Below are 13,083 nucleotides of genomic sequence, written 5' to 3' on the forward strand. Positions count from 1 at the left end.
TGGCAAGTTGTTCCGCATGACCCCATCGCACCGCGGGGCCCGTCCCGCGTCCCCCCACACCCCCCGGGTCGGCATACCGGACCAGCTCCAGGACCGGATGAGCATGCCCGAGCAGCACGAATATCTGCGCAGCAAGCTGTCGCGCCGCCGCATTCTGCGCGGCAGCGCCGCCACCGCGGCCGCCGCCGGGGGCGTCGGCCTGCTCGCCGGTTCCGGTACGACCACGGCCGGCGCCGCTACCCCCACCCTGATCACCGCCGCCGCGACCGCGAAGGTCGACGGCTCCCTGGTCGCCCCGTTCGGCCGCCACCTGGCCTTCGGCGCCGACCCGAAGACCCAGATGCGGATCTCCTGGCAGGTCCCGTTCGCCGTCAAGCGGCCGTACCTCCGCGTGGGGCTGAAGCCCTGGGAGCTGAGCCGGAAGATCGAGGCCGAGGTGCGCGATCTGCACACCCCCTCGCTGTCGAAGGACCTCCCCGCCGTCGACCAGTACTACCTGCACGCGGCGCTGGACGGCCTGCGCCCGGGCACCACCTACTACTACGGCGTGGGGCACGACGGCTTCGACCCCACCGAGGCGAGCCGCCTGTCCACCATCGGCACCTTCCGCACCGCCCCGGCCGAGCCGGAGAAGTTCGTCTTCACCGCCTTCGGCGACCAGGGCGTGAGCTACGACGCCCTCGCCAACGACCAGCTGATCCTGGGCCAGAACCCGTCGTTCCACCTGCACGCGGGCGACATCTGCTACGCCGACTCCTCCGGCCACGGCAAGGAGTCGGACACCTACGACGCCCGGGTCTGGGACCAGTTCCTGGCCCAGACCGAGTCGGTGGCGGCGAGCGTGCCGTGGATGGTGACGACCGGCAACCACGACATGGAGGCCTGGTACTCCCCCGACGGCTACGGCGGCCAGGCCGCCCGCTGGTCGCTCCCGGAGAACGGCCCCGACTCGTCGAAGGCGCCCGGCATCTACGCCTTCACCTACGGGAACGTCGGCGTGGTGGCCCTGGACGCCAACGACGTCAGCTACGAGATCCCGGCGAACCAGGACTGCACCGGCGGCCAGCAGACCGCCTGGCTGGACAAGCGTCTGAAGCAGCTGCGCGCGCAGCCCGGCATCGACTTCGTCGTGGTCTTCTTCCACCACTGCATGTACTCCACGGCCACCCACGCCTCGGACGGCGGTGTGCGGGACGCCTGGGGCGACCTGCTCGCGAAGCACCAGGTCGACCTGGTGATCAACGGGCACAACCACGTCTACGAGCGGACCGACGCGATCAAGGACGGGGAGGTGGGCAAGCCGGTCCCGGTCGGCGCGACCACCGACCCGACCCGCGACGGCATCGTGTACGTCACGGCGGGCGGCGCGGGCAAGGAGCTCTACAGCTTCGGGCCGGGCGTTCCGGACAGCTACGAGGGACACGTGGACGACCGCGACCACATCGTCACCTTCCACTGGACCAAGTCGCGGATCCCGAACCCGGACACCGTGGAGTGGTCACGCGTCCGCTACACCGGCTTCTCGTTCCTGGCGGTGGAGGCGGTGCCGGGGGCACGGCCGAAGCTGAAGGTGACGGCGCTGGCGGAGAGCGGCGAGCGCATCGACGCCTTCGAGATCGCGCGCGGGCAGAGCGGGCAGAACCGGCAGAGCTGAGCGCCGGAGGTCACCGGCCGGACGGCGGGTGACCGGCACGCGGCACGGGCGGTCCTCCGCAACGGAGGGCCGCTCGGCTGTCGCGGGGGCCGTACGGCGGCGTCGCAGCGGGCGGCCGCTCGGTGAGGCAGAGCGGTGGGCAGGACCGAGCGCTGGGCGGGACCGGGCGCTGGGCGAGACCGAGCGCCTGGCAGGACCGGGCGGCCTCCGGCCCATCAGCGCGCGGAGGAAACACCGGAGACCCGGGCCCACACCTCACGCATGCGGAATCACGTGGGGCGGAGCACCGGGTCGCCGGATGACGGTGTTGCCGGATGACGGTGTCGAGAGGAGCCGGGGTGCGGGCCGCGGGCCCGGCCGGCGGGTCCGCCGCAGGCAGCCTGCGGCGGACGGGCGGGTCAGTGCCCGGTGGAACCGCCGTTGTCCCGGCGGTCCAGCGCGCGCTGCAGAGCGGCGGCGGCGTTCTTCCGGGCGGTGGTGTCGGCGGTGCGGTGGGCGGCGTGGCGGACCCGACGGGTGGGCTCAGTCATGACGCGTCTCCAATACCAGAGCGAAGAGAAGATCCCCGAGAACATGCGGATCTGATCGGATCGCCGGAGGGCGGGGCTGCGGTGCGGCAGGGGTCACCTGCGTGGGGGCACCACCACTCACCCGCCTGTCGCTGGATGGAGCGAAGACGTTCGGCTTCTACAAACGTAAGACAGCCGGCTCGCGCTGTCTGCACAGTTACTCGGACTTCCTACTATCTGAGACGCCGACGGCGAACATCACACGAACGGGCTACGGAAGGCCTGTCTCCAAGTGCGGGGAGAGAGCGGACACCCATGGGCTGCGAGCGGACCCACCGGTAGCGTTCCACCATCCGAGCCGTCGACGCGGCCATCACGGGCACAGACCTGCAGCACCGGACACTCGCCCACTGCTCCGCAAGGCGAGCGCTCCGGGCGGGCAAGGACTGGGTCCGGCAATTCAAGGACGCGCGGCTCGGCATGACCGGCACGGTTCACCATTTCGACCGCAAGGTGACGATCAAGAACGCCGATACCGCTTCGCTCAGCTACTGCGCGGACGAGAGCAAGGGCTACAGCAAGGACCTGAGGACCGGGAAGGCGAAGATCACTCCGGGCCGGCGAGAACAGCTATGTGGTCTACAACACCGTCCCGAGGAAGAGCGACGCAGGCGTATGGCGGACGACCCGCATCGTTTCCCGGCGAGGGGCGGCGGAGTGCCGGCGATGAAGAGGGCCGCAGCCGTGGCGGGCGACTCTCGGCGCATGTGGTGAACGCCCGGTGGAATCAACGCTGTTGCAGGGACTCCGGCCCACGTAGCGCGCAAACTGCCGCATTCCGCCGGGCGGTGGCGTAGCAGCCGCCCCGCGATGCCGACCGCGGAGCCGGTCGACCTTCCTGATATCTGCGACCTCGCCGGTGAACACCACACGAAAGGATTACGAAAGGGCGGTATACGACTCCGGGAGACCACAGAAACACTGGCGGTGGCCGGGGCCCACCGATAGCGTCACGTCACCCATTCAGCCCTCGCCCCACCGGGAGTCGACCGTGAACCGCCCTTCCCTGCCCGCTGCCGCCGCACTCGCCGCAGCCGGAGCACTGTTGCTGACCGCCTGCGGGGGAGGTGACGACAAGACCAAGGACGGCGACAGGATCGCCGGAGCCCGGGACAGCAAGGAACAGGCCTCCCCGAGCGCGTCCAAGACGGAGGAATCGACGGACAGACCGAAGATCGCTCTGCCGAAGGACCTGACGTACATCTTCAACTGGCCGTCCACCGGTGATGCCACGGAGAAGGCCGTACTCCATGACGGCGAACAGTTCATCAAGGCCACGGACATGGCGCTCGCCGAGCAGGACCCGCTGCACGAGGCCTACCGCTTCTACTCCGAGGGAGAGGCCGCAGCAGGAACAGAGGTCTATGTGAAGCGCTTTGTCGACCACAAGGCACGCACCACAGGAACCTACCGCTTCTTCAAAGCAGCGGTCTCGGTGAAGGGCGGGACGGCGTCGTTGGTGTATTGCGAGGACCAGAGCAAGGCGTTCAACCGGTACATCAAGACCGACAAGGTCGACAAAACACCGGTGACCAAGAACAGTTACGTGTTCTACAACACCTCGATGAGGAAGAACGACCAGGGCGTCTGGGTCACTGAGAAGATGCTCTCGCAGAGAGGGGCCGCACAGTGCCGGCCGTGAGGAAGGACCGCTCTGCGGTCGCGGCTGTCGTGGCCTCGGCTCTCGGAATCGTGATGACCGTTCCGTCGGTCGCTCTGGCGGCGGACGACTTCGGCAACGGATCGCAGAATCCGAGCGAGCACACCTCCGGCGACAAGTCCGGCAACGACATTTCCGCTTCCGCCATGGCCATCCACTTCGACCAGTCCCGGAACGGAAAGGGCGGCGGGGCCGGGCCGGTCACGCCGGCGGGCGACTGGACCCCGCCACCGTGCTGGTACCAGCCGAAGTGGACGGCGAAGCAGTTCAAGGCCTATGTCGAACCCATCTGGGAGGCCGGCTCCACCGGCTATGAGTGGGACGCGGCGCAGCGCAAACGCTATGAAGGCGGGGAACCCTACAAGGACTTCAACCTCGACAAGCAGGACGAGGGCTTCTGGTGGGATTCGGTGGCCAATCCGGACCGCATCGCGGAACCGGCCGCGCTCTCCTGCGACAAACCCACCTTCTGGGTGGACAAGGGCGACCCGCCGAACGTCCCCAACGCCGTGACCCCGGAAATGCTCGGCGAGCTCGCGTACGACAAGATCCGTGTCCCGGACACCGAGGTGGAGCTCTCCCCCGACGCCCGGCAGACGGTGAATCTGCCGACCTGGGCCTGGCTGGACGAGGCCGCGTTCAAGCCCGTGTCCGTCACCGCGTCCATCGACGCCCTGGGCATCTCCGCGACCACCACCGCCACCCCGGTCTCCCTCCGGCTGGACCCCGGTACCGAGGACGCCGAGCTGCACCCGGCCTCCGGGGAGTGCCCGATCGAGGACGGCCGCATCGGCACGCCGTACACCAAGGGCCAGGGCGACCGCACACCGCCGTGCGGGCTGACCTATCTGCGGGCCTCCCAGGACGGGCCGTTCCCGTTCAAGGCCACGCTCACCTGGAAGATCTCCTGGGAGGGCTCCGACGGCCAGGGCGGTGACCTCCCCGACGGCACGTTCGGCACGACGACCGAGGTCACGGTCCAGGAGGCTCAGGCCGTCAACCGCTGACGCGCCCGGCCCGGAGCGGAGCGTGACGCACCCGGGCGTGGACGGTGAACACCACCCGCCGTTCCCGGCCCGGACGGTGAACACCACCTGCCGTTCCGGGCCCGGCCGGCGCACCGCCACCCGCCCGCTCCCCCGCGCCTGCCGCCGGGGCCGAACGCACTCCGCCCCCGCCCGGAAGGGATCCGAGCGGGGGCGGCGGCCTGGGCGGCCGGACCTGCCGGGGTGACCGGCGGGGCCGGGTCAGCCCATGTGCGGGTAGCGGTAGTCCGTCGGCGGGACCAGGGTCTCCTTGATGGAGCGGGTCGAGGTCCAGCGCATCAGGTTCTGCTTGGCGCCGGCCTTGTCGTTCGTGCCCGAGGCACGACCGCCGCCGAACGGCTGCTGGCCGACGACCGCGCCGGTCGGCTTGTCGTTGATGTAGAAGTTGCCCGCGGCGAAGCGCAGCGCCTCACCGGTGGCCGCCGCGGCGGCGCGGTCCTGGGCGATGACGCAGCCGGTCAGGCCGTACGCCGAGGCGGACTCCATCTGCTCCAGCATCTCGTCGTACTTCTCGTCGTCGTAGACGTGCACGCCGAGGATCGGACCGAAGTACTCGTCCTTGAAGATCTCGTTCTCCGGGTCGGTGGAGACGAGGACCGTCGGGCGGACGAAGTACCCCTCGCTGTCGTCGTAGGTACCGCCCGCGACGACCTCGATGGTCGGGTCGGACGTGGCCCGGTCGATGGCGGCCTTGTTCTTGGCGAAGGAACGGTCGTCGATCACCGCGCCGATGAAGTTCGACAGGTCGGCGACGTCGCCCATGGTCAGCGAGTCGACCTCGGACGCGAACTCCTCCTTGAAGCCGTTCTCCCAGATGGAGCGCGGCACGTAGGCACGCGAGGCGGCGGAGCACTTCTGGCCCTGGAACTCGAAGGCGCCGCGGGTCATCGCGGTCTTCAGCACCGCCGGGTCGGCCGACGGGTGGGCGACGATGAAGTCCTTGCCACCGGTCTCGCCGACCAGGCGCGGGTAGGTCTTGTACTTCTCGATGTTGTTGCCGACCGTCTTCCACAGGTACTGGAAGGTGCGGGTCGAGCCGGTGAAGTGGATACCGGCCAGGTCCGGGTGGTTCAGGGCCACGTCGGACACGGCCTTGCCGTCACCGGTCACCAGGTTGATGACGCCCTTCGGCAGACCGGCCTCCTCCAGGAGCTGCATCAGCAGCACGGCGGCGTGGGTCTGGGTCGGGGACGGCTTCCACACCACGACGTTGCCCATCAGGGCCGGGGCGGTGGGGAGGTTGCCCGCGATCGCGGTGAAGTTGAAGGGCGTGATCGCGTAGACGAAGCCCTCGAGCGGCCGGTGGTCCGAGCGGTTCCAGACACCCTGAGCGTTGGCCATCGGCTGCTCCGCCATGATCTGGCGGGCGAAGTGCACATTGAAGCGCCAGAAGTCGATGAGCTCACAGGGCGTGTCGATCTCGGCCTGCTGCGCGGTCTTGGACTGGCCCAGCATGGTGGAGGCGGCCAGCGTCTCGCGCCAGGGGCCGGACAGGAGCTCGGCGGCCTTGAGGATGATCGCCGCGCGGTCGTCGAAGCTCAGCGCGCGCCAGGCGGGGGCGGCGGCCAGGGCGGCGTCGACGGCGTCCTGGGCGTCCTGCTCCGTGGCGTTGCCGAACGTGCCGAGCCGGGAGGCGTGGTTGTGCGGCTGGACCACGTCGAAGCGCTCACCGCCGCCCATCCGCTTCTCCCCGCCGATGGTCATCGGAAGGTCGATCGGGTTGTCGGCCAGCTCCTTGAGCTTGGCTTCGAGCCGCTCACGCTCGGGGCTGCCGGGTGCGTAGCTGTGCACCGGCTCGTTGACCGGCGCGGGGACCTGGGTCACAGCGTCCATAGTGGCCGTTGTCTCCTTCGATCGAGTGGGTGGGGACGGGATCGGTGGGGCTCAGCCGCGGGTGGCGAGTGAGCGCAGGAAGAACGCCATGTTGGCCGGGCGCTCCGCGAGACGCCTCATGAAGTACCCATACCAGTCTGTTCCATACGGAATGTAAACCCGCATACGGTGCCCTTCCGCGACGAGCCGCTGCTGCTCGGCCTCGCGGATGCCGTACAGCATCTGGAACTCGTACTCGTTGAGCTTGCGGCCCGCTTGGTGGGCCAGCTCCTGGCCGATGGCGACCATGCGCGGGTCGTGCGACCCGATCATGGGGTAGCCGTCGCCGGCCATGAGGATCTTGAGGCAGCGGACGTAGGCCCGGTCGACCTCGCGCTTGTCCTGGAAGGCGACGGACGCCGGCTCCTTGTAGGCGCCCTTGACCAGGCGCACCCGCGACCCTTCTCCGGCCAGCGCGTGACAGTCGTCCTCGGTGCGGAAGAGGTAGGACTGCACGACGGCGCCGGTCTGCGGGAAGCGTTTCCGCAGCTCGGAGAGGATGGCGAGGGTGGAGTCGACGGTGGTGTGGTCCTCCATGTCGAGGGTGACCGTGGTGCCCGCCTCGGCGGCCGCCTCGACGACGGGGGTGACATTGGCCAGCGCCAGGTCGTGGCCGCCCGGCAGGGCCTGCCCGAAGGCCGAGAGCTTGACCGACATCTCGGCCCGGACGCCCAGGCCCTCTCCGGCGAGGGCTTCGGCGAGCGCGAGGTACGCGTCGCGGTTGCGCAGGGCCTCCGCCGGGTCGGTGATGTCCTCGCCGAGGTGGTCGAGGGTGACCTCCAGGCCGCGGGAGGCGAGCGCGCGCACGGCCGCCATGGATTCGTCCAGCCGTTCACCGGCGACGAAACGGTCCACCACGGGGCGGGTGACCGGCGCGGCGGAGACGATACGGCGGATGCTGTCGCTGCGCGCGGCGGCGAGGAGCACGGGACCCAGCACGGGGCACCTCCACGAGAAGTACGGACTGCCGCGACGGAACAGCCCGGAACGGCAAGGAGAACCACCGTGAAACCTAAGGATCGCTCCGATCGGCGGCCATAAACAGCTGTCACGCATCCGTGGCCCGGATCTCAGACAGTTGTATGAGAATGGTCTTCGGCGGCGGAACGAAGGCTCGGAAGGCGCGGCGGGAAGGGACCGGATCGGCGGTGCGCGGGGACTATCAGCAGCTGGTGGACGAGATCTCGGCGGTGCTCGGGGCCCCCGCGACCCTGGAGGACCGCGACTTCGGGCTGATCGCCTTCGGGGCGCACGACAGCGAGGGCGCGGACGGTGAACCGGCCATGGACCCGGTCCGCACCCGTTCGATCCTGCACCGGCGCTCCACGGCGGCGGTGCGGGCGTGGTTCGAGGCGTTCGGCATCGCCCGCGCCACCGGCCCGGTCCGCATCCCGCCGGACCCGGCCGCCGGGGTGCTGATGGGCCGGATCTGCCTGCCCGTCCGGCACCGCGGACAGGTCCTCGGCTATGTCTGGCTGCTCGACGACGGGCACCTCTCGGTGCTGGAGACCGGCGGCCCCGGCACACCGCCCGACCCGCGGCTGGCCCAGGCGATGGGCACCGCGGCCCGCATCGGCGAGCTCCTGGCCGCCGAGGCACGGGCCGGCGCGGAGACCGGCGAGCTGCTGTACGACCTGCTCACCGGGCCGGCGACAGGCCGGGAGGCGGCCGCGGCCGGGCTGCGGGCCGCTCTCGGTTCGGCGGCGGACGGACCGCTGGCCGTGATCGCGGTGCTGCCGTGGCGCAGCGGTGACGACGGCGAGGGCGCGGTGGCGGAGGGGCCGGGCTCGGTGCTCGCGGGGCAGCCGGGGGTGGCGGCGATGTGCGTGACCCCGGCCGTTCCGGGCGCGGGGGTGGACGGGCTGGCCGCGCTGGTGCGGCTGCGCGGCGCCAACGTGCTGGAACCGGCGCACACCGCTGCCGAGCGCCTGCTGCGCTCGCCACGCGCGGGTGTCCGGACGGCACGGCCGGGTGCCGCGGCCGGGATCGGCGATCCCCGCCGGGGCCCGGACGACCTGCCCGCCGCGTGGCACGAGGCGGTGGCGGCGGCCCGTACCGCCCGCGCCGACGCGCGGCTGGGACCGGTCGCGCGGTGGGCGGCCATCGGCCCGTACCGGCTGCTCACCGGTCTGCCCGCGCCCGCCGCCCCCGATCCGGCGGTGGTGCCGCTGCTGGGGACCGCGCAGCGGGAGCTGGCGCGGACGGCCGAGGTCTTCCTGGACTGCGCGGGGCAGGCCGGGCGCGCGGCGGCGGCCCTGGGCATCCACCGGCAGACGCTCTACTACCGGCTGTCCCGGGTGGAGCAGCTCACCGGCCTGGACCTGGCGGAGGGCGAGGACCGGCTGCTGCTGCACATGGCGCTGAAGGGGCAGCGGCTCTGAGGTGGCGCGGTCGCGCTGCTGTAGGGGCCGAGCCGCGGGGCCGGGCGTACGGGCCGGCCCGTGGGCCGGGCGGAACACCCCATGGCACGGTCCGCGCATACGCGAGGCCCGGCCCCGCCGGAGCGGGGCCGGGCCCGGAAGCGTACGCAGCCGACCGCGGAGGATCAGTTCTCGAGGTTGACCGTACGGGCCGACGTTGCGCCGATCTCCTCGGCGATCTCCGTGAGCACGGCCGCCGGAACGTTGTCGTCCACGGTGAGGACGACCAGCGCCTCGCCGCCCGGCACGGCGCGGGAGACCTGCATGCCGGCGATGTTCAGACCGGCCTCGCCCAGGATGCGGCCGACGGTGCCGACGACACCTGGCCGGTCGGCGTAGCGGAGGAAGACGAGGTGGTCGGCCATGGCCAGGTCCACATCGTGCTCGCCCACGGCGACGATCTTCTGGAGGTGCTTGGGGCCGGCCAGGGTGCCGGAGACCGCGACCTCCTCGCCGTCGGTGAGGGTGCCGCGCACGGTGACCACGTTGCGGTGCTCGGCCGATTCCGAGCTGGTGGTCAGCCGCACCTCGACACCGCGCTCCTGCGCGAACAGCGGGGCGTTGACGTAGCTGACGGTCTCGTCGACGACGTCCTCGAACACGCCCTTGAGCGCGGAGAGTTCGAGCACCTTGACATCGTGCTGGGTGATCTCGCCGTACACCTCGACGTCCAGCCGGACCGCGACCTCGCCCGCCAGCGCGGTGAAGATCCGGCCGAGCTTCTCGGCGAGCGGGAGGCCGGGCTTGACGTCCTCGGCGATCACGCCGCCCTGGACGTTGACCGCGTCCGGCACCAGCTCGCCGGCGAGGGCCAGGCGGACGGACTTGGCGACGGCGATGCCCGCCTTCTCCTGCGCCTCACCGGTCGAGGCCCCGAGGTGCGGGGTGGCGACCACGTTGTCGAACTCGAAGAGCGGGGAGTCCGTGCAGGGCTCCTTGGTGAAGACGTCGAGGCCGGCACCGGCGACCCGGCCCTCCTTGAGGGCGGAGGCGAGCGCGGCCTCGTCGACGATCCCGCCGCGGGCGGCGTTGACGATCCGGACCTCGGGCTTGACCTTGTGCAGCGCCTCGTCGCCGATCAGGCCGACGGTCTCCGGGGTCTTCGGGAGGTGGACGGTGATGAAGTCCGCGACCTCGAGCAGCTCGTCGAGGGTGAGGAGCTTGACGCCCATCTGCGCGGCGCGGGCCGGCTGGACGTACGGGTCGTAGGCGACGACCTTCATGCCGAAGCCGGACATCCGCTGGGCGACCAGGACGCCGATCCGGCCCAGGCCGACGACGCCGAGGGTCTTCTCGGCCAGCTCGACACCGGTGTACTTGCTGCGCTTCCACTCGCCGTTCTTCAGGGCGGTGTTGGCCTGCGGGATGTTGCGGGCCGTGGCGACGAGAAGGCCGCAGGCGAGCTCGGCGGCGGTGACGATGTTGGAGGTCGGGGCGTTCACGACCATCACGCCGGCCTTGGTGGCGGCGGGCACGTCCACGTTGTCCAGACCGACGCCGGCCCGGGCGACGACCTTGAGCTTCTTCGCCGCGGCGATGGCCTCGGCGTCGACCTTGGTCGCGCTGCGGACGAGGATCGCGTCCACGTCGGCGATGGCGGGGAGGAGCTCGGCGCGGTCGGCGCCGTTGCAGTGCCGGATCTCGAAGTCCGGGCCGAGGGCGTCGACCGTGGCGGGCGACAGCTCTTCAGCGATGAGTACGACAGGTTTCGGGCTCACGTGGTCCTCAGTCCTCACTAAGTCCTTTTGGGGGCCCCTCCCGCACCCGGAAGCCGCGGGGGAGGACGGCCGTCCCGACGGCCGAAGGCGGTGAAGGGGGCAGCCGCGAGAAGACGCACGACGCTGTGAGCCTGACGCGCTTGTGCAATGCAGTGTACTGGCGGTAGCGGGTGAGTCTTGCGCCTTCGCGGAAGGATCACCCGGTCGGGGCTCGACGCGGTGGACAACGGTGCGAGCGGAGTGGCCCGGCCCGCCTCCGGACGGCCGGGGCGGCGCTGCGGGGTCCGGCCTTGCGGGGTCCGGCCTTGCGGGGTCCGGAGCGGCGGGGTCCGGACCGGCGGGCGGCGAGGGGCCGCGGGCCGGGCGGCGCCGAGGGGCCGGCGGCCCGGGCCCGGCGTGGCGCGGACGGCCGCACCGGGCCGGACAGGGCGTCCGGCGGGATCCGCGGCGCCCGGCCGCCGGATCCCGCCGTCACTCCTCGCGCCGGTGAGGATCAGGCCTCCTCGTTCACCCAGCTCATGAGCTTGCGCAGCTCCTTGCCGGTGGTCTCCAGCTTGTGGTTCGCGTCGGTCTTCTTGTACTCGTTGTACTTCGGCAGACCCGAGTGGTACTCCTCCATCCAGTTGCGGGCGAAGGTGCCGTCCTGGATGTCGGTGAGGACCTTCTTCATCTCCGCCTTGGTCTGGTCGGTGATGATCCGCGGGCCGGTGACGTAGTCGCCCCACTCGGCGGTCTCGGAGACCGACCAGCGCATCTTCTCCAGGCCGCCCTCGTACATCAGGTCCACGATCAGCTTGAGCTCGTGGAGGCACTCGAAGTACGCGATCTCCGGCTGGTAGCCGGCCTCGACCAGGGTCTCGAAGCCCGCCTTGACCAGCGCGGACGCGCCACCGCAGAGGACGGCCTGCTCACCGAACAGGTCGGTCTCGGTCTCCTCGGTGAAGGTGGTCTTGATGACACCCGCACGGGTGCCGCCGATGCCCGCGGCGTAGGAGAGCGCCAGCGCGAAGGCGTTGCCGGTCGCGTCCTGCTCGACGGCCGCGATGCACGGCACGCCGCGGCCCTCCTCGTACTGGCGGCGGACGAGGTGGCCGGGGCCCTTGGGGGCGACCATGGCCACGTCCACGCTGGACGGGGGCTTGATGAAGCCGAAGCGGATGTTGAAGCCGTGGCCGAAGAACAGCGCGTCGCCGTCCTTGAGGTTGTCCTTGACGGACTCCTCGTAGACCTTGCCCTGGATCGGGTCCGGCACCAGGATCATGATCACGTCGGCCTCGGCGGCGGCCTCGGACGGCGTGGTGACCCGCAGGCCCTGCTCCTCGGCCTTGGCGCGGGACTTGGAGCCCTCGGGCAGACCCACGCGCACATCGACGCCCGAGTCGCGCAGGGAGAGCGCGTGTGCGTGGCCCTGGCTGCCGTAGCCCAGAACCGCGACCTTGCGGTTCTGGATGATGGACAGATCGGCGTCGTTGTCGTAGAAGAGCTCGGCCACTTCGGGTATCTCCTTGTTTCTGCCGTCGCGGGGGATCTGCTGGTGCAGAGGCCCGCTTCCCACCGTATGACGGTTCGGCGGGGTGGGGATCGTGGGTCTCGTTATGCGGATCGGTCGAGCGCGCGGAGCGACCGGTCGGTGATGGAGCGGGCGCCGCGCCCAATGGCGATCGTGCCGGACTGGACCAGTTCCTTGATGCCGTAGGGCTCCAGCATCTTGAGCATGGCCTCGAGCTTGTCGCTGCCGCCCGTGGCCTCGATGGTGACGGCCTCCGGGGAGACGTCGACGGTCTTGGCGCGGAACAGCTGGACGATCTCCACGACCTGGGAGCGCGTCTCGTTGTCGGCCCGCACCTTCACCAGGACGAGTTCCCGCTGAATGGCCGCCGCCGGCTCCAGCTCGACGATCTTGAGCACGTTGACCAGCTTGTTGAGCTGCTTGGTGACCTGCTCCAGGGGGAGCGACTCGACATTCACCACGATGGTGATGCGGGAGATGTCGGGGTGCTCGGTGGTGCCGACCGCGAGGGAGTCGATGTTGAATCCGCGGCGGGAGAACAGCGCGGTGATCCGGGCGAGGACACCGGGCTTGTTCTCCACCAGGACGGAGAGCGTGTGCTTGGACATGGGCTCGTTCTCTCTGCTTCTCGGGG

General features: G+C 70.6%; 11 protein-coding genes. 5 read left to right on the plus strand and 6 right to left on the minus strand.

What is annotated here, in order from left to right:
• The first annotated feature begins 16 nt into the window (after window positions 1-16).
• On the plus strand, window positions 17-1,654 hold the full coding sequence (locus tag ABT112_RS23370; protein WP_351512540.1) for a purple acid phosphatase family protein: 1,638 nt from the start codon (window positions 17-19) through the stop codon (window positions 1,652-1,654).
• A gap of 398 nt (window positions 1,655-2,052) precedes the next feature.
• Here ABT112_RS23370 and ABT112_RS23375 read toward each other — a convergent pair whose 3' ends face one another.
• Window positions 2,053-2,184 (minus strand): hypothetical protein, encoded by a 132-nt coding sequence (locus tag ABT112_RS23375; RefSeq protein WP_351512542.1) that lies wholly within the window; start codon window positions 2,182-2,184, stop codon window positions 2,053-2,055.
• 459 nt (window positions 2,185-2,643) lie between these two features.
• On the opposite strand from ABT112_RS23375, the gene ABT112_RS23380 reads away from it, so the two are divergent.
• From ABT112_RS23380 to ABT112_RS23390, 3 genes are all read left to right on the plus strand, one after another.
• On the plus strand, window positions 2,644-2,937 hold the full coding sequence (locus ABT112_RS23380; protein ID WP_351512543.1) for a hypothetical protein: 294 nt from the start codon (window positions 2,644-2,646) through the stop codon (window positions 2,935-2,937).
• 277 nt (window positions 2,938-3,214) lie between these two features.
• Window positions 3,215-3,865, plus strand: coding sequence for a hypothetical protein (locus tag ABT112_RS23385; RefSeq protein ID WP_351512545.1), 651 nt, complete (start codon window positions 3,215-3,217; stop codon window positions 3,863-3,865).
• A complete protein-coding gene (locus ABT112_RS23390) occupies window positions 3,853-4,890 on the plus strand; it encodes a hypothetical protein (protein ID WP_502975419.1) in 1,038 nt (345 codons plus the stop codon). The genes ABT112_RS23385 and ABT112_RS23390 overlap by 13 nt, the downstream gene beginning before the upstream one ends.
• 240 nt (window positions 4,891-5,130) lie before the next feature.
• On the opposite strand, the gene pruA is transcribed toward ABT112_RS23390, so the two are convergent.
• Both pruA and ABT112_RS23400 read right to left on the minus strand, forming a co-directional pair.
• Window positions 5,131-6,762: an L-glutamate gamma-semialdehyde dehydrogenase gene (pruA, locus tag ABT112_RS23395; RefSeq protein WP_351512549.1), complete on the minus strand. Its 1,632-nt coding sequence runs from the start codon at window positions 6,760-6,762 to the stop codon at window positions 5,131-5,133.
• Window positions 6,763-6,813: 51 nt separating this feature from the next.
• Window positions 6,814-7,740, minus strand: coding sequence for a proline dehydrogenase family protein (locus ABT112_RS23400; RefSeq protein WP_351512551.1), 927 nt, complete (start codon window positions 7,738-7,740; stop codon window positions 6,814-6,816).
• 209 nt (window positions 7,741-7,949) lie between these two features.
• On the opposite strand from ABT112_RS23400, the gene ABT112_RS23405 reads away from it, so the two are divergent.
• A complete protein-coding gene (locus ABT112_RS23405) occupies window positions 7,950-9,182 on the plus strand; it encodes a PucR family transcriptional regulator (RefSeq protein ID WP_351512553.1) in 1,233 nt (410 codons plus the stop codon).
• Window positions 9,183-9,346: 164 nt separating this feature from the next.
• On the opposite strand, the gene serA is transcribed toward ABT112_RS23405, so the two are convergent.
• The 3 genes from serA to ilvN form a co-directional block, all read right to left on the minus strand.
• Window positions 9,347-10,939 carry a phosphoglycerate dehydrogenase gene (gene serA / locus ABT112_RS23410; protein WP_351512555.1) on the minus strand — a complete coding sequence of 531 codons (1,593 nt, stop codon included), beginning with the start codon at window positions 10,937-10,939 and terminating at the stop codon, window positions 9,347-9,349.
• Window positions 10,940-11,432: 493 nt separating this feature from the next.
• Window positions 11,433-12,431 carry a ketol-acid reductoisomerase gene (ilvC, locus tag ABT112_RS23415; protein WP_351512585.1) on the minus strand — a complete coding sequence of 333 codons (999 nt, stop codon included), beginning with the start codon at window positions 12,429-12,431 and terminating at the stop codon, window positions 11,433-11,435.
• A gap of 101 nt (window positions 12,432-12,532) precedes the next feature.
• Window positions 12,533-13,057, minus strand: coding sequence for an acetolactate synthase small subunit (ilvN, locus tag ABT112_RS23420; RefSeq protein ID WP_351512557.1), 525 nt, complete (start codon window positions 13,055-13,057; stop codon window positions 12,533-12,535).
• Between the last annotated feature and the right edge of the window lie 26 nt (window positions 13,058-13,083).

The organism is Streptomyces sp. NPDC002055, assembly GCF_040296705.1.
GTDB lineage: Bacteria > Actinomycetota > Actinomycetes > Streptomycetales > Streptomycetaceae > Streptomyces.

What these genes read in the sequence shown, in the direction of transcription:
- ABT112_RS23370 (WP_351512540.1), top strand. Translation starts at nt 17, where the DNA reads ATGACCCCATCGCACCGCGGGGCCCGTCCCGCGTCCCCCCACACCCCC.
- ABT112_RS23375 (WP_351512542.1), bottom strand. Translation starts at nt 2,184, where the DNA reads ATGACTGAGCCCACCCGTCGGGTCCGCCACGCCGCCCACCGCACCGCC.
- ABT112_RS23380 (WP_351512543.1), top strand. Translation starts at nt 2,644, where the DNA reads ATGACCGGCACGGTTCACCATTTCGACCGCAAGGTGACGATCAAGAAC.
- pruA (WP_351512549.1), bottom strand. Translation starts at nt 6,762, where the DNA reads ATGGACGCTGTGACCCAGGTCCCCGCGCCGGTCAACGAGCCGGTGCAC.
- ilvN (WP_351512557.1), bottom strand. Translation starts at nt 13,057, where the DNA reads ATGTCCAAGCACACGCTCTCCGTCCTGGTGGAGAACAAGCCCGGTGTC.